Annotated in this window: 22 protein-coding genes; 5 read left to right on the top strand and 17 right to left on the bottom strand. The window is 36.9% G+C overall.

Going from position 1 to position 14,646, the window contains the following annotated elements:
* Positions 1 to 15: 15 nt before the first annotated feature.
* Together AC3WJG_RS22355 and AC3WJG_RS22350 are read right to left on the bottom strand one after the other, a co-directional pair.
* Entirely contained in the window at positions 16 to 288 is a 273-nt protein-coding gene (locus AC3WJG_RS22355; RefSeq protein ID WP_252123408.1) for a hypothetical protein, read from the bottom strand.
* A 133-nt stretch (positions 289 to 421) separates the two neighbouring features.
* Positions 422 to 1,069, bottom strand: coding sequence for a VC0807 family protein (locus AC3WJG_RS22350; RefSeq protein WP_337134531.1), 648 nt, complete (start codon positions 1,067 to 1,069; stop codon positions 422 to 424).
* A gap of 252 nt (positions 1,070 to 1,321) precedes the next feature.
* Here AC3WJG_RS22350 and AC3WJG_RS22345 point away from each other — a divergent pair, with 252 nt between their 5' ends.
* Both AC3WJG_RS22345 and AC3WJG_RS22340 read left to right on the top strand, forming a co-directional pair.
* Complete coding sequence (locus AC3WJG_RS22345) at positions 1,322 to 1,468, top strand: YuzK family famiily protein (RefSeq protein ID WP_014459567.1); 147 nt, start codon at positions 1,322 to 1,324, stop codon at positions 1,466 to 1,468.
* A 108-nt stretch (positions 1,469 to 1,576) separates the two neighbouring features.
* A complete protein-coding gene (locus tag AC3WJG_RS22340) occupies positions 1,577 to 2,380 on the top strand; it encodes a lipid II flippase Amj family protein (protein ID WP_060746869.1) in 804 nt (267 codons plus the stop codon).
* Positions 2,381 to 2,407: 27 nt separating this feature from the next.
* On the opposite strand, the gene AC3WJG_RS22335 is transcribed toward AC3WJG_RS22340, so the two are convergent.
* From AC3WJG_RS22335 to AC3WJG_RS22265, 15 genes are all read right to left on the bottom strand, one after another.
* Complete coding sequence (locus tag AC3WJG_RS22335) at positions 2,408 to 3,184, bottom strand: ABC transporter permease (RefSeq protein WP_098332876.1); 777 nt, start codon at positions 3,182 to 3,184, stop codon at positions 2,408 to 2,410.
* Positions 3,181 to 4,068, bottom strand: coding sequence for an ABC transporter ATP-binding protein (locus tag AC3WJG_RS22330; protein WP_028409035.1), 888 nt, complete (start codon positions 4,066 to 4,068; stop codon positions 3,181 to 3,183). Before AC3WJG_RS22330 ends, AC3WJG_RS22335 begins: the two co-directional genes overlap by 4 nt.
* Before the next feature lie 12 nt (positions 4,069 to 4,080).
* A complete protein-coding gene (locus tag AC3WJG_RS22325; RefSeq protein ID WP_028409036.1) occupies positions 4,081 to 4,272 on the bottom strand; it encodes a PLD nuclease N-terminal domain-containing protein in 192 nt (63 codons plus the stop codon).
* Positions 4,273 to 4,473 (bottom strand): hypothetical protein, encoded by a 201-nt coding sequence (locus tag AC3WJG_RS22320; RefSeq protein WP_013057570.1) that lies wholly within the window; start codon positions 4,471 to 4,473, stop codon positions 4,273 to 4,275.
* A complete protein-coding gene (locus tag AC3WJG_RS22315; protein ID WP_221841299.1) occupies positions 4,473 to 4,793 on the bottom strand; it encodes a YxlC family protein in 321 nt (106 codons plus the stop codon). Before AC3WJG_RS22315 ends, AC3WJG_RS22320 begins: the two co-directional genes overlap by 1 nt.
* A complete protein-coding gene (sigY, locus tag AC3WJG_RS22310; protein WP_223260193.1) occupies positions 4,790 to 5,347 on the bottom strand; it encodes an RNA polymerase sigma factor SigY in 558 nt (185 codons plus the stop codon). Before sigY ends, AC3WJG_RS22315 begins: the two co-directional genes overlap by 4 nt.
* Before the next feature lie 70 nt (positions 5,348 to 5,417).
* The gene (locus tag AC3WJG_RS22305; protein WP_013057574.1) at positions 5,418 to 5,759 is read right to left on the bottom strand and encodes a DUF1033 family protein; all 342 of its coding nucleotides are present in this window, start codon (positions 5,757 to 5,759) and stop codon (positions 5,418 to 5,420) included.
* A 155-nt stretch (positions 5,760 to 5,914) separates the two neighbouring features.
* Entirely contained in the window at positions 5,915 to 6,148 is a 234-nt protein-coding gene (locus AC3WJG_RS22300; RefSeq protein WP_050690561.1) for a hypothetical protein, read from the bottom strand.
* 8 nt (positions 6,149 to 6,156) lie between these two features.
* Positions 6,157 to 6,375, bottom strand: coding sequence for a spore germination protein (locus AC3WJG_RS22295; protein WP_013083687.1), 219 nt, complete (start codon positions 6,373 to 6,375; stop codon positions 6,157 to 6,159).
* 109 nt (positions 6,376 to 6,484) lie between these two features.
* Positions 6,485 to 7,006, bottom strand: coding sequence for a hypothetical protein (locus tag AC3WJG_RS22290; protein WP_060746873.1), 522 nt, complete (start codon positions 7,004 to 7,006; stop codon positions 6,485 to 6,487).
* Between the two features lie 125 nt (positions 7,007 to 7,131).
* Positions 7,132 to 7,371: a YiaA/YiaB family inner membrane protein gene (locus AC3WJG_RS22285; protein ID WP_013057577.1), complete on the bottom strand. Its 240-nt coding sequence runs from the start codon at positions 7,369 to 7,371 to the stop codon at positions 7,132 to 7,134.
* Positions 7,372 to 7,649: 278 nt separating this feature from the next.
* Complete coding sequence (locus AC3WJG_RS22280) at positions 7,650 to 7,850, bottom strand: DUF6501 family protein (RefSeq protein WP_013057578.1); 201 nt, start codon at positions 7,848 to 7,850, stop codon at positions 7,650 to 7,652.
* A 79-nt stretch (positions 7,851 to 7,929) separates the two neighbouring features.
* Entirely contained in the window at positions 7,930 to 8,703 is a 774-nt protein-coding gene (locus AC3WJG_RS22275) for an alpha/beta hydrolase (protein ID WP_028409054.1), read from the bottom strand.
* 121 nt (positions 8,704 to 8,824) lie between these two features.
* Complete coding sequence (ssuD, locus tag AC3WJG_RS22270; protein WP_025751278.1) at positions 8,825 to 9,895, bottom strand: FMNH2-dependent alkanesulfonate monooxygenase; 1,071 nt, start codon at positions 9,893 to 9,895, stop codon at positions 8,825 to 8,827.
* A gap of 220 nt (positions 9,896 to 10,115) precedes the next feature.
* On the bottom strand, positions 10,116 to 10,991 hold the full coding sequence (locus AC3WJG_RS22265; protein ID WP_060746874.1) for an STAS domain-containing protein: 876 nt from the start codon (positions 10,989 to 10,991) through the stop codon (positions 10,116 to 10,118).
* Positions 10,992 to 11,121: 130 nt separating this feature from the next.
* On the opposite strand from AC3WJG_RS22265, the gene corA reads away from it, so the two are divergent.
* The 3 genes from corA (at position 11,122) to AC3WJG_RS22250 (ending at position 14,624) form a co-directional block, all read left to right on the top strand.
* Positions 11,122 to 12,084, top strand: a complete 963-nt coding sequence (gene corA / locus AC3WJG_RS22260; RefSeq protein ID WP_098248195.1) for a magnesium/cobalt transporter CorA — start codon at positions 11,122 to 11,124, stop codon at positions 12,082 to 12,084.
* 444 nt (positions 12,085 to 12,528) lie between these two features.
* Entirely contained in the window at positions 12,529 to 13,806 is a 1,278-nt protein-coding gene (locus AC3WJG_RS22255) for a polyamine aminopropyltransferase (protein WP_098334446.1), read from the top strand.
* 83 nt (positions 13,807 to 13,889) lie between these two features.
* Positions 13,890 to 14,624: a polysaccharide deacetylase family protein gene (locus AC3WJG_RS22250; RefSeq protein WP_051421103.1), complete on the top strand. Its 735-nt coding sequence runs from the start codon at positions 13,890 to 13,892 to the stop codon at positions 14,622 to 14,624.
* The last annotated feature ends 22 nt before the right edge of the window (positions 14,625 to 14,646 follow it).

The following is a 14,646-nucleotide window of genomic DNA, read 5'->3' as shown; positions in this document are numbered from 1 at the left end:
CTTTTTTTCTTTTAGTTAAGATTGATTAATGGCATATACAACAAATAAAACTATGTCTAGCAAAATCATTACAATACCGACAAGCAGCCAGATGTTTCCTTGAGTCTTTTTCTCACCTTCTTGCATTTCAAACGCCCTAATAGCAAATACAATTCCAAGGGTAAACACAAGAAAAAACAGCTGACGGTAATCGAAGAACGACAGTACAGCAAAAATTAAAGTGAAAAACACCATAATCATTTCTAAAATCCGATAAGGCTGCTTTTGACATGCTAATAATAGTTTCATTTCTTGACCTACTTTCATCCCGTTTTTAATAGCGTTATTTTACTATTAATTTTAAATGAGATGTTAGTGTTTCGAGCACTGTTCACTGTTTTGTAACAAAAAAGCGTACGTTAGTTAAACGCACGCTTCTTTTTTATTCATTTACATTTGGATTCATTGGATTATCCATCCCTGTTTTATCTTGAATTTTTTTATAGATAAAATACGTGTAGACGGCAATTAAAATGGAGAATGCCCACGTAACGGCCTGACGGAATACAATCATGTTCCCGTACCCTTCTACTCCGTACTTTTGAATCAATACGTATTTTACAATTGCTAAAAATACATAGCGACCTGCGAACAGTACTGTAAGCCAGTTCATCATTTTGAATAAATCAGGCTGGTGGAAGAGTTTTAGAGAGTCTCCTCGCTTATAGCCCATTAAGTAAGCCGTATCTACAAAGAAGTATAAACCAATTGGCTTTTTTATCACAATGGTAAACAGAACAACTACAGCCAGTCCAATCATAAAGTATACTTGATTGTTTAACATCGTTGCTGCGTTTCCTGAAATTAAATCAATAATGGTACGTGCCAGCAGCGTAATGACAATAAACAATCCTGTTACGTTAAACTGGCGATCTTTAATAAATGTATAAATGGTATACACAAACGCTGGTGCTGTTGAAAGCAAAATGGCATAGTAATCACCAATAATGTCTTTTCCTTGGTTCCATATTAGGTAAGGAATAGCGATATAAAAAAGTAAATCAAACCATACTCGTTTTGTATTGTTCATATATAACTCCTTTAAAAACGTTGTTCCTGCTATTATATGGGATACTACGCAAGAAAAAAAGGCTTTTACCTGGAATGTTATGAAATTTTAATCATTTGATGTTTAGATCCAGAGCGACAGGGAAAACGATTTCTAGAAAGACTTCAAGAATCATAAACATCCAAACACTTGAGCAGCGATACATGTGCCACAAGTGAAAAATGCTGAAAGGATTGATTCATTATCGCACTTCACCTAACGTACACGTCAGAAATGGAAAAGGCCATGCAGCTTTCTCACGGCGTGGGGTATGCTGAATATAGCCGTAAACTAGACAAACGTCTACAGGTGGAAAAAGAACGAGAAAAAGATTATCAGGCTAGCAAAGATATACTGCGTGATATTAACCAGCATCGATAATAAAAAGCCGCTTGCTACTCTTGGTAGCAAGCGGCTTTTTATTTACAAATGAACCAAATTTATACATAATAAGGAAGTGTGTGTATCAAAGAAAGGAACTTGCTTATTATGATGGAAAAATTACTTATTATTTGTGTGTTTGTAGGAATTATTCATATGATTGAAACACTAGCCTACTCTGTGAGACTTGCGGGCTTAAAAACTCGGAAGCTAGTCGTGGCTTTATCTCTTTTTAATATTATTGTCATTGTGTCAAGAACAGCTAATATGGTGCAAGCTCCGCTGACCGGCAAATTAGGAGATGCGGTTCAGTCTAAAGAAGATTTGCCCGTTCTGCTTCATCAGCTTCAAACTATCTTGCTCGCGGCTTCTATTGGTACAATCGCAGGTGCTCTGTTAATTCCTAGCTTTGTATCAATCTTCTCTCGAATGATTTCACACTTAGAAGTAGCGGGATCTGTACCCAAAATGATGAAAAACATTACTTCCATACATACGCTGGAAAAAGCAAAAAAACACGTGAAGCGTCCTAGGTGGATTATGCTGTCTCAGCTGCGAATAGGCGGAGTGCCCAAGCGGTTGCTTCTTTTAAATTTAATGGCTACGACCATTTATACAGTAGGTGTTCTTTCCACTCTTTATGCTTCTACGCTCGAGCCTACTCTTTCTAAATCAATTCTGATGTCTTCTGGTCTTATTAACGGACTAGCCATGATTACCCTTGCTGTGTTTGTAGATCCGCAAGTAGCCATTTTAACTGAAAAGGTAATGAAAGGTGAATCCACTAAGCAATCTATGAACAAAATGGTTGGTACACTCGTCATCTCTCGTTTGTGCGGGACCGTCTGTGCCCAGATTCTCTTAGTCCCCGCTGCTCTTTATATTGCATGGGTGTGCAAATTAATCCCTTAAAAAAAAGACTTCGTTAAAGAAGTCTTTTTATACATATTCCACTTTTTTGTATCTATGAACAGCAGCGATTAAAAGAAAAAAGCTGCTCATTAACGTAACAACTACGGTATAGGTGACACTTTGTTGCCAGTGCAATTGTTCAAGCAGGCGAGCGGCGTATTGTGACAGCGCTGCAGGACTCCACTTTAATTGATTCGTAAACAAAGTACTCAAAAATGAAAGTAACGCAATGATCAAAATGCTTACTCCAGCAATTCCTCCGCTTTGTAAAAGAAAGGTTCCAGCTGCCACTAAAACGGACAGAATAAAAATCAGCCACAGGCTGTATAAAAGAAAGCTAACTATCATATGAGTCCAATCCACATGTGAAAATAAAAGATTTGTATAATACCACGCTGCTATATAGCTTATAAACGTTGAGCCAATGACCAGTACGATTTGCGCAGCCCATTTACTCATAATGTATTGAATGACGCTTACCGGTCTCATCATAACAAGTACAGCCGCATGATTTTGTCGTTCATTCGAAATCATATTCATGCTTGCTAGTACAATCAGTAAGGTTCCTATTGTGCTATATTGTGAAAGGACACCTTGCATTACTTCTTGACCGGTGGGCGTAGGAAGTTGAATAATTGCTCCTTTTGGTAAATTCCCTGCCATATTAATGATTTGTGGCATGTAATAATTCGTTAAAGGCTGTGTGATGCCTAGTAAAATTAGAGAGAGTGGCAGCCAAATTCCTTTGCCATTCGCAAATAATTCATGCAGTTCCTTTTTAAATAAGACTCCAAATGTGTTCATTTGTTCATCACCTCTAGATACACATCTTCGAGAGAATGCTGTTTTCGTTCAAATAAAACAAGGTTTGCTTGCTGATCAACAAGCAGTTGAAGCAGCTGCTGCTGAGATGTATCTTTTACACTTACAGTGGCTTTATAAGGAGAATGAAACAGCACCTGTTCACTTGGCAGACTGCTAAGTGATGCAGGGAGCCTTTCTTCTGTTTCAATCGTAAAAGCAGGAGACGTAAACTCTTGGCGCAGCGAACTCTTTGTTCCATTCCATTTCATACGTCCGTTTTTAATCATGATTATGTTATCGCATATTTGTTCTGCATCATGCAAAATGTGAGTTGAAAAAAGGATAGTCGTATCTTTTTTTAATGTTTCGATAATCATTAGGACATCTTTTCTGCCTTCAGGATCCAAAGCCGAAACCGGTTCATCTAGAATGAGCAGTTCAGGTTTATGTAACAAGGCTTGCGCCAATCCCAAACGTTGTTTCATTCCTCCAGAAAAGCCAGCAATTTTCTGCTTTTCCTTTCCTTTTAAACCTACAGTTTCAAGTACTTCATCTATTCGTTGAGAAAGCACATTCTTTGAAATGTTAGATAAAAGGCCTAAAAAAGTTAAATACTGCTGAGGCGTCATCCAATTAAAAAACGTCGGATGCTGTGGCAGAAAGCCAATAAATGATCGTACGTCTTGGTGTTGTTTATCTTCAAAAGAAATTTTCCCTTTATTAGGTGCAGTAAGACCTGCAATCATATGCAAAGTAGTCGTCTTACCTGCACCATTAGGGCCTAACAACGCTGCACATTTTCCTTTGTCGAGATTAAATGAAAGGTTATTCACAACGGTTATATTACGATATGCTTTTGTCAGTCTTTCTACTTGCATAAACATCTTCGTTCCACCTCACTGTTTTTTACGTCCTAAAACAAAATATAAAACGGGGCCAACTGTACTTACACATAAAATGATGAGTCCCCACAACCATTTTGGTCCGTTTGTCTCTTCTTGCTTTATGCAGCTTATTAACGCTGGGATCATTAAAAGCAATTGTAAGAATAGAATTGGAGTAATTAACAACCAGTTAATGTCCTTCATTTACATCCCCCTTTTTCTTCGTGCTGGAAGCCAAATAATAAAAAACCAATAAAACAGCGTTGGCATTGGAATTTGAATCAGTCCCCATATTCCCCAAAACCATGGATGAGCGCCGCGTTTTTTTGCATTGATAAAAAGTAGAAAGCTTTGGAGAAGGAGAAATGGTGAAATAAACAGCACAAGAATCCATTTTTCATTCATTATAAAAACATCTCCTTTTTTCGTTTATAGTGAAAAACGATAAAATAAATAGGAGCAACAATGATCCCAATTACTTCAATGGCGATAAATAAGGCAGGTATTTGTAAAATAGCAGTTGCCATTATCGTTAAAATAACAAGTGCTGTTAATGTAAATAAGCATAACTCTTTCCGGAAAGCTTTTTTCTGCTTTTGTTTTTGAATGAGAAGCTGTTCTTGAATTGCATGAAGAGAAATACGTTCATGACTTGCTAAACTCTCTAGCTGTTCCCAATCTTTTTTTAAAGAATGTAAGGACTGATTGTCATTTTCTTCTCTCATTCTTTCCACTCCTTTCTCAGTATGTTTACTCCTTTATTTACTCTTGATTTGACCGTTCCTGCTCGCATATTCAGCATATGGGCAATCTCATCGTATGTATATCCGTAATAATGTCGAAGCAAGACAGGAATTCGAAAGCGCGAATCGAGTTCATTAAAATCGGAAAACATCTCGCTCCATTCCACTCCTTTGTATTTAGCCTTCCACTGAAGCTGGTGCGATAAAGACTGCTTTATTCGCTGGAGACTGCTTTTTTCACGTTTTTGCTTACGCAAATAATCCATGTACAGTCTTGAAGCAATGGATATCATCCAAGTCGAAAACTTTGCTTCATTTTTGTATGAAGAAAGATTCACGTAACATTTCATCATTGCTTCCTGACACAATTCACTGCATAAGTCCTCATCTAATGTCAGCTTTAAAAGGTATTTATATAAAAATGAATGATAGCGCTGAAATAATAATGAAAAGGCATCATCATCACCTTGTAATGCTTTTTGGACAAGGATGAAATCATCTTGTTCCAAAGCGGTCACCCCTCCTTTTTGTTTCATCACCTATATGACGCTTGAGCGATTGAAATCGTTCATTTTTTATATAAAAAAAACGCCCCGCAGGACGTTTTTATTTAGTACGAAGCATTTTTAATCCTTCTTCATCTTCTTCTAATGAATAGACTTCATCGTTTTTAGCGAATAAAACACCATGGAAGATTTGAAGATCATCATCACAGGCTTCACAAAATTCCTTTTCGCCTTCGTTCCAAAAGCTAAAGAGCGCTAGTTCATCACTTCGCACGCTTGCGTATTTTTGATGAAATTCATAAATCATCATCGCGTAGTAGCGAAGCGCTTCTTCTTTTTTTTCAAATTCAATGGTCTCAATAATATCTTTTTCCCAGCCTTCTAAAAACAGCCAAGGTTCACAATCACTTTTTATTTTATGAACTCTCCATTTATCTGTCATGATAGAACATCTCCTTACTTACAGCTTACTTCTAAAATTTCTCTTTTCCTTATTATTCAGCAAAAATAACTTTGAATCAAGTAAAACGGAAAAAAACGCCTATTTTCAGGAAATAGACGCTAACAAGGTGGCTTAATCTGAACTTCTTTTTTATATTAATAATAGCTCCTTAAACTATAAGGAACTAAACTGCCCGTATAATACTGGGTAATGGGAGGGAAAACGCCTGCTGAAGGCGTGATTTTCCCCCACCAAGATGGTTTTTTGCCCCACCAGTTGTCCATCGCTCCATCAGGTGAAACGACAAATCCAATTGGACGTGCAAACGAAGGCATAAAATACGGATAGAACGAATACTGAAAAGGCGTATAGAAAGAAGAGTAAAACATCTCTTTCCTTATCCGTTTCCGAAGCCGTTTTGATCAGAACCATCGGGATCGAGCGTATTTGTATTAGAAAGTCCTGAATTTGTATTTACACAAATTCCTGTATTTGAAGACCCTGAACCTTGTGCAGTTTTACTGTTACTTTTTGGAGAAACATAGTACGTATCGCCAAACGTAACGACTCCTCCTGTAACGTTTGGAATCACTACATGATTAATAACAATCGGCATTATCCTCACCCTTTTTATTTTCATCGTGATGTAATATATGAACGATTTATCAAAAGGGTTATACATTAATGGATATAAATAAAAAATCCCCCTGCAGAATGGGGTATTTTTACGCTTTTACCTCTTTTTTAGAATGACTTAATTCATCTCGCAGAATATCAAAATCTCGTTCTGCTACTTCTTCAATTTTAGTATACAATTCATTCTCTGTTAGAAGTCCTTTTTCTTCCAGTATTTCGACAAGAGCCTTAAACTTTATTCTAGATAAAAGCATTTCGTTTACCGTGCTCTCTGTTGGCTGTTCATTTTTCACTGGTTCTTTTGTTTTAACAGGTTCTTGCTGCAGCTTCACCCTGAAAACAATATTTGTATGATCGGTAATTTCAGGTGACTGATAAAATGTGCTGTGCGAAATGTTTTTTAGTGTTAGCGTTTCTTTTGTCTCCATATTTGTTACTTCAAAGTACGGATCCTCAAAAAATGCATCATATTTATCATAAGCTGCTTTGCCTACAACCGAAAAAGAAAAGTTTAGCCTTTTCAACTCTTCACCTGTATTCGCATCAGTAATCATTTTTTCTTCAAACATATCAACGTGAAAATTTACGTTATTAATCATTAGTTGTGTCAATTCAATCGCCTCCTTCTTTATTAATACGACACGGAGTGACAAGTTCCCTGTTTTTTTATATAAAAAAACATCTCCCAAAAATGGAGATGTTTTTCAAAGAGCTAGAAAAATGCTCTTTTTCAGCTCTACAATTCTTCTTCTGCTTTGTCATATTTGCGTTCGTGCGCCGTATCTTCTTCGTTATCACGAATGGTTTTTTGAAGCACAAAAGCAGACATCGTTAAGTATAAAGTTCCAACGGCATAATAACCTTTTACCGGTAGTGATGCATCTAAGGTATAAATTCCTATAAACATAGCTAATAGTGCTGTAATAAAAGCTGTCCATGCTAAAAATGTAAAAGCTGCTGTATTACGCTTTTTCATCGTATGACCTCCTCTTTTCCTTTTTCTGTTAAGCGTCGCTTTCATTTTACATTGTAAAATAATTGTTGTCATGGGTATTTATAGTCAGTTACCCTTTTAATCAGAACAAGAAACGGAAGAATTTAGGTCTTACATCCTATTTTTATCATGAAGCTTTTTTTCGAAATGATGAGATATATGGAACTTCTCTTTAAAAGTATGGTCATTCGTTTTCATTAAGAAAAGCTTCAGTTAATTACTGCAATAAAAAAATCATCGCCGAGACGATGATTTTTTGTTTAGCCTTCAAAGTATTCTTTATAAAAGCCGCCGACTTGGCCAGTGTTATCAACAACAAAATAAAACTCTTCTGTTTCGTTTTTTACATCATATGTTTTTCCTGCTGTTAAAACATTTTCAACCACGAATTTTTTTGCATCTGTATGTATGCATTTTACTTGTTTAATTGTTGGACGATCGTTCCATTCTAAATGAATCATGTATGTACACTCCTTTGTTTTCATTCAAGATTCATTTTATCTTACTTGAAGTAAAAAAGAAACGGAGCGAATTTAAAAATTAAAAAATTCGCTCATGCACTTTTTTTTTGGCAACTGTTGCTTGTACAAACTGTGCCGTTTGTGCAACAATTGTGTCTTTATCAAAATCCATCGACGCAACATGGTAAGAGTTTCGAAGCATGTGCTGTCTTTTTTCTGCTGATTGAATATGGTTTAAGATATAAGCTGAATTCTCAGGCGGTACTACGTTATCAACTGTTGATGTTAGTACTAAAGCCGGGCACGTTACATAAGATAAGCGTTCTTTTGTTTCGTCCATTAAAGAAAGCAGTTCACGCATAGAGCGCACTGGTACTTTATCGTACGTAATTTCATGTACGTTTGGATCTTTAATATCAGGATGATCTTCTTTTAAATAACGAGGCGTATGACGAGAGCGATAAGGCTCCATTGAAGGAATGGAAGTCATAGCCGGATTGATGGCAATAACTCCGTCAAGATCTAGTCCTTGGCTTGCTGTATGAAAGGTAAGAGTGCCTCCCATGGACTGACCTAAGATAAATACATGACGGCATTCTTGCTTCAAACGCTGATACCCATTTAAAAAGTCTTGCTTCCATTCCTGGTACGTTGTTTGTTCAATATCATAGTAGTGAGTACCATGTCCCGTTAGTCGCAAACCGTACACAGTAAAACCTTTTTCAGCTAATTCTTTTCCGATATATTCCATACTTTGAGGAGTCCCCATAAATCCATGAGAAACAAGTATACCAATGTCGTTGCCTTTATAATAAAAAGATTCTGCGCCTTGAATTACGTCATAACGTTCCATTTTCTTCACCCTTTACCACAAATTTTCTGACTAAATGAACTATCTTTATAATACACCTATAATTCCTATAAGTCAACTGGGTTATTTATTTTTTTACGATTCAAAAAGAAAGAAGCAAGAATTATCTCTTGCTTCTTTCTTTTTGAATATGTGGAAATACTAGCTCAGCAAACGTATATGCTTCTTCTAGATGCGGGTAGCCTGATAAAATAAACGTATCAATTCCTAGCTCTTTGTACTCTTTTAACCGATCCGCTACAATTTCAGGACTTCCCACAAGAGCAGTTCCGGCTCCTTCTCGTGCTAAGCCAATTCCCGCCCATAGATTCGGAGCGATTTCTAGTGCACCTCGATCTTTTGTGCCGCTGTGCAAATTTGACTGTGTTTTTTGGGCAGTGGAGTCAAATGACGCAAACTTATCTTGAAACGCTTTGATCGTATCATCATTAACATGTTTAATTAATTTATCTGCAGATTCCCACGCCTCGTCTTCTGATTCTCTTACAATAACGTGCAGGCGAATACCAAAGCGAATGTCCCTGCCTTCGCTTGCAGCTTTTTCTTTCATCTCATCAATTTTTGTTTTAATCACTGCGGGCGGCTCTCCCCATAACAAATATACATCTGCATGCTTTGCTCCTACTTCTTTTCCTGCTGGAGAAGATCCACCAAAGTACAGCGGAGGATACGGTTTTTGGACAGGAGGCGATGGAATGTACGCGCCTGTTACATCAACATGTTCTCCTTTATAGTCCACTTTTTTTCCTTCCATTACATCTCGCCAAATCGTTAAAAATTCATCTGTTAACTCATAGCGTTTATCGTGGCTTAAATAGTTACCGTACGTTGCTTGCTCTACGGGATCTCCTCCCGTCACAATATTTAACATAAGTCGGCCGTTTGACATTTGATCGAATGTAGAAGCCATCCGTGCTGAAAGTGTTGGAGACATTACACCCGGGCGAAGTGCAATTAAAAACTTCAGTCGATTCGTAACGGAAGCAAGTGCCGACGCAATCACCCATGAATCTTCACAATTTGAACCAGTAGGCAACAAAGCGCCGTCATATCCTAGATAATCCAGTCCATGTGCGATTTGCTTTAAGTAGTGAATGTCGCTTGTTCTGCTTCCTTCGGTTGTGCCTAGATAATGTCCGTCGCCTGCTGTAGGGAAAAACCATAAGATGTTCATTTCTATTTCCTCCTAAATATTCTCGTATTCTATATAAAGCGTTTTCATATTATTTGTTCAATTCTTGTCGGCTAATTACAGAGATGCATTTTTATATTAGCGTATGTAATACGACTCTTTTTATTTATTAAATTAGTAAAATCATAATACCTCTTTAACCTATATGTCAAGTGTGAATTGAGATAAAAAAAACAAGAATTAAAAGTAATCCTTGTTTGCTTTATTTCCTCATACGTGAAGCCATCGCGTTAGCAAGGGTTGATTTTGTTGATATATTTTCAAAAGATAAACCTAAATGAGAAGCGGTAATCGCGATTTCAGGACGTACCCCAGAGATAGTTGATTCTACACCTATTAATTTTAATGCATCAATCAGCTGGAAAATCTGATGAGCAACCATCGTATCAACAATAACCACTCCTGAAATATCAATATAAAGGTGATTCACTTGCTGTTCAGCGCAGCGAGTTAACGTATTTTCTAAAATTCGGCGCGCTCTTGCTGTGTCGATATCCCCAACAAGCGGAAGAATTGCAATATAATCGCTTAATGGAATAACTGGCGAGCTCAGCTCATTGATCAGCTCTTTGTGTGCTTCAAGCAACCGCTTTGAATGCTGATGGTGCTCTTCTACAAATTTATAAACGGTAATATCAAACACGCGTACAATCAATTCGTTCCAGTCGTCTAGTTCTTCTTGCGTAATATCTTGCTCGTACTCTTCTACAAATTGATTTAAATACGTTAAATACTGTTTTCTAACTCGGAAAAATTCTCGAATAATATAATGAATAGGCGTTCTTACATGTTCTCCGTCTTCCGCAATCTTTAAAATCCACGTTTCAAATGAATCAAAAAATTCTTTTTCACTTTTTATAAATACATCGGCTATGTATAAATGAAATTCATTATTTTGACCTTTTAATACTGAAATGACTTCTGGATGAGTAGATGCATAAACCGATTCTGGGTCATTGTCTTCAATGCTTTCATACCATTCTTCCGTCAGTTGATCTGCATGTTTTAAAAAAAACATTCGAAGTGCTTCATTTTTATTCAAAACGATTCCCCTTTCCATACCAGCTATTACTATCATTATAATTCAACTTTTTCACCCTTACTAGTTTTATAAAAAGAGAAAAAAGAAAATTATTTTTTTAAATACGTGCAATTTATGATTTTATGCTACATTGAAAATAGCTATAAAAACAAAAAGGAGTTTTCAAATGATACGAACGTTAGCTCTTACGAACGATGACAAACTTGTGAAACATATACAATTAGATCAGATTCACGATCCCTCTATTCAGTACTATTGGATTGACTTTAACTGCCCTTCTGAAGAAGAAGCGCTGCTGCTTCAATCATCTTTTCACTTTCATCCGTTAGCGATTGAAGATTGCTTTCATTTTCTGCAGCGTCCAAAACTCGATTATTATGAAGGATACAGTTTTTTTGTCCTTCATTCGTTAAATCGTCAAACGTTAGAAGCTGAAGAAGTTGACCTTTTTATCGGCGAAAATTACATCGTTACTTTTCATTTTCACCCGTCAGCTGCAATTGATAAAGTATGGGAAAAGTTGCTTCATACACCTTCGATTCAAGAAAAAGGGATAAGCTATCTTGCGTATTCTGTGATGGATAAAGTGGTAGATGAATATTTCCCCACTGTATATCAGATTGAAGATGAGCTGAATGATATAGAAAACATAGATGCAAAAAAATCCATCTCTGTTTTAATGGAAGATGTATTCAAACTTCGAAGTGATTTGCTAAAAATCAGAAGAACCATTTTGCCTATGCGCGATTTATTGTACCGTGTTATAAATTCTGAACGCCTAGATGTTCATCCTGAACAAAAAAGGTATTTTAAAGATGTCTATGACCACTTATTAAAATTAGCCGATATGATTGAATCAAATCGGGAAATGACGTCTGATATGCGCGATAATTATCTTTCTCTTAATTCAAACCGGATGAATTCAATCATGATGACACTGACTGTTATTTCATCTATCTTTATTCCCCTTACCTTTATCGTTGGCGTATACGGAATGAATTTTAAAAATATGCCTGAGCTAAAGTGGCACTATGGCTATTTCTTTGTGCTTGGCTTCATGGGACTGATAACACTTGGATTAATTCTATGGTTCAAGCGAAAAGGCTGGTTTAATACTGATAAAGAGTAGAAAGATTGAGACATAACGAAATCAATCAAATGTAAAGACGAACAAATTGGATAAGTGAGCTAGTGCAGTCAATTTCCGCGCAAGACTTCGCTTTCCGTGGGGTGCTGGTCAGCCTCCTCTTCGCTTACGCTCCTGCGGGGTCTCACCAGTTCCGCTTTTCCCGCAGGAGTCTTCGCCTTGCCTCTAATTAACAGTTATTACATACGGTAAATCTACGTTCGCCATCACAATGAAAAAATCCGAACGAGTTGAATTCTCTATTAAGAATCTCGATTGACTGTTCGGATCTTCCTTCAGCGAAAATACGTCTGTCCCAGCTTCTTTTCTATAGGAAGATAACTAGTTATTTCCCGAAAATATCCACAAAATAACGTGCTTACGTTTCCTTTTTTGAAAAAGTTTCATAAGATAGTGAAAATAATGCTCAAAAAGGAGGCTGAAGTAGTGGATATTAAAGGCAAACACTTGCTAATGGATGCGTTCGAATGCGATGAAGTGATATTAAACGACCCCTCACTCTTAAGGAGAATTCTTGTTAAAGCTGCACTAGATGCAGAGATGGAAGTTTTGCACTGTTATTTTCACCAGTTTACGCCCCAAGGCATTACAGGCATTCTCGTATTAGCTACCTCTCACTTGTCTATTCATACGTGGCCGGAGGAAAATTACGCTTCATTAGATTTTTATACGTGCGGAGACAAAGAAATAATTGAAATTGGTTATGCGTTGCTGAAGCAATTAGCTTCAAAAAAAGCTGTTGTGTATTCGCTTTCTCGCGGAATTCAACACGCCGAAACTTCAACAAAAAATTGTCAGCATGCTGAAAGCACTCGTCTTCTCAATCGTGGAGATGACTCAGATCACGTTAGTCTACAGCAGATTTTATCAGGCCAGCATGACATTTTGTTTCATCAAAAAAATCGTATTCAAGATATTCAGCTGATCAAAGCATCTGATATTCGAATGTATTTGGATGAACAGCTGCAATTTAGTTCATTGGATGAACATGCGTACCATGAAGCTCTTGTACACCCTATCTTTGCAGCTTCCTTAAATCCTCGCCGTATTCTTATTCTGGGAGGAGGAGATGGTTTAGCTTTACGAGAAGTTCTTAAATATAAAGAAGTTAAAGAAATAGAACTTGTAGAAATAGATGCTGACGTTGTAAATGCTGCCATGAATGTAGAAGAATTAAAGAAGTTAAATCAACGCTCATTTGAAGATTCTCGTGTCACCGTTCATATTCAAGATGCTGTTGACTACCTCTCTTTGAATTCAGCGTGTTATGATATTATCATTATCGATTTTCCTGATCCTACTAACAAAAAAATAAGTGCTCTTTATACAAAAGAATTTTACGCACTTCTCCAACGTTCACTATCGCACAGCGGCTTGGTCGTGTGTCAGTCAAATTCTCCCAGAGACACACCTATCGTTTTTTGGAGCATTAATAAGACGATGAAAGCTTCTCAGTTTTATACGTTGAGCTACCACACCATTATTCCTTCTTTTGGAGATTGGGGTTTTCACATCGGTTCGAAAACACCTTTGTCTGCCCCTATACTCTCTACTGATGTTTCATCTACTACGCTTCCATCAGACTTTACTAAGCTAATGCGTTTTTCTCCCCATTCTCTTTCTAAGAAACAGTTTGCAGTTGTGAACACTGCTGAGCATTTGGTTCTGCATAAAATATTTAAAAAAGAAGGCTTATATTTGTAAAAAAGAAAGCTTTGCTTATACATTCCTTTTGTTTTGACATACTAAAACAGTCTCGTTACCACTGTGCAACAGAAAGGATTGTTATGAGAAAAATTTCGGTTTTTGTTATCTTAGTGCTAACTGTTATTTTCCCTTCCCCCGCTTTTAGCCAAGTGAAAGTGCCTGTCTTGATTTACCATTCTATTGATGCCTACACAGGCCACGGGGAAAAAGAACTGTATGTGACGCCTGAAAATTTTGAGAAACAACTTCTTTATCTTAAAAAGCAAGGATATACGCCGCTAACATTTGAAAAGTGGCAGGAAGTAAAGCGTGTGAAAAAACCTATATTTATTACATTTGACGATGGTTATAAAAATAATCTTACTATCTTGCCTATTTTTCAAAGAGCAGCCAGCCCTCAATTTCATCCAGCGGCTACAATTTTTGTGATTTCAGATTTTATCGGCCGTCCCAACCGTTTGTCGCCAGCGGATTTAAAAAAATTTGTTGATTCAGGATTTTTTTCTATTCAGTCTCATACCGCTACTCATCCGGATTTAACTAAGACGAAAAATTTATCCTATGAGTTAGCTGATTCAAAACGAAAAATTGAAGCCATTACGAGCCAGCCCGTTATTGCTCTTGCTTACCCCTATGGCAAGGTTAATAGCCGCGTAGTGGAAGAAACAAAAAAGAATTATACATTTGGTCTTTCAACAATTCCAAAATTTTTCACTGAGAGCGGACAAAAGGATGAAAACTATCTTATTCCCCGTCTGTACGTCACCTATTCTACAACGATTGAAGATTTTGCTAAGCTATTAAAAGAAAGCTAAAAACCCTTTCCTTAAAAGGAAA

It is taken from the genome of Priestia sp. FW507-14D1A (assembly GCF_058781295.1).
The sequence above is the reverse complement of the archived record's forward strand: the minus strand, read 5'-3'. Positions and strand labels throughout refer to the sequence as shown.

Coding starts and splice junctions, on each gene's coding strand:
- AC3WJG_RS22265 (WP_060746874.1), bottom strand. CDS start 10,991: ATGATAGTAATAGCTGGTATGGAAAGGGGAATCGTTTTGAATAAAAAT.
- AC3WJG_RS22285 (WP_013057577.1), bottom strand. CDS start 7,371: ATGAAAAAGCGTAATACAGCAGCTTTTACATTTTTAGCATGGACAGCT.
- AC3WJG_RS22295 (WP_013083687.1), bottom strand. CDS start 6,375: ATGCCGATTGTTATTAATCATGTAGTGATTCCAAACGTTACAGGAGGA.
- corA (WP_098248195.1), top strand. CDS start 11,122: ATGATACGAACGTTAGCTCTTACGAACGATGACAAACTTGTGAAACAT.
- AC3WJG_RS22250 (WP_051421103.1), top strand. CDS start 13,890: ATGAGAAAAATTTCGGTTTTTGTTATCTTAGTGCTAACTGTTATTTTC.
- AC3WJG_RS22305 (WP_013057574.1), bottom strand. CDS start 5,759: ATGACAGATAAATGGAGAGTTCATAAAATAAAAAGTGATTGTGAACCT.
- AC3WJG_RS22300 (WP_050690561.1), bottom strand. CDS start 6,148: ATGTTTTACTCTTCTTTCTATACGCCTTTTCAGTATTCGTTCTATCCG.
- AC3WJG_RS22315 (WP_221841299.1), bottom strand. CDS start 4,793: ATGAGAGAAGAAAATGACAATCAGTCCTTACATTCTTTAAAAAAAGAT.
- AC3WJG_RS22340 (WP_060746869.1), top strand. CDS start 1,577: ATGATGGAAAAATTACTTATTATTTGTGTGTTTGTAGGAATTATTCAT.
- AC3WJG_RS22320 (WP_013057570.1), bottom strand. CDS start 4,473: ATGAATGAAAAATGGATTCTTGTGCTGTTTATTTCACCATTTCTCCTT.
- AC3WJG_RS22330 (WP_028409035.1), bottom strand. CDS start 4,068: ATGTTTATGCAAGTAGAAAGACTGACAAAAGCATATCGTAATATAACC.
- AC3WJG_RS22345 (WP_014459567.1), top strand. CDS start 1,322: ATGGAAAAGGCCATGCAGCTTTCTCACGGCGTGGGGTATGCTGAATAT.
- ssuD (WP_025751278.1), bottom strand. CDS start 9,895: ATGAACATCTTATGGTTTTTCCCTACAGCAGGCGACGGACATTATCTA.
- AC3WJG_RS22350 (WP_337134531.1), bottom strand. CDS start 1,069: ATGAACAATACAAAACGAGTATGGTTTGATTTACTTTTTTATATCGCT.
- AC3WJG_RS22280 (WP_013057578.1), bottom strand. CDS start 7,850: ATGATTCATTTAGAATGGAACGATCGTCCAACAATTAAACAAGTAAAA.
- AC3WJG_RS22275 (WP_028409054.1), bottom strand. CDS start 8,703: ATGGAACGTTATGACGTAATTCAAGGCGCAGAATCTTTTTATTATAAA.
- AC3WJG_RS22335 (WP_098332876.1), bottom strand. CDS start 3,184: ATGAACACATTTGGAGTCTTATTTAAAAAGGAACTGCATGAATTATTT.
- AC3WJG_RS22325 (WP_028409036.1), bottom strand. CDS start 4,272: ATGAAGGACATTAACTGGTTGTTAATTACTCCAATTCTATTCTTACAA.
- sigY (WP_223260193.1), bottom strand. CDS start 5,347: ATGAAACAAAAAGGAGGGGTGACCGCTTTGGAACAAGATGATTTCATC.
- AC3WJG_RS22355 (WP_252123408.1), bottom strand. CDS start 288: ATGAAACTATTATTAGCATGTCAAAAGCAGCCTTATCGGATTTTAGAA.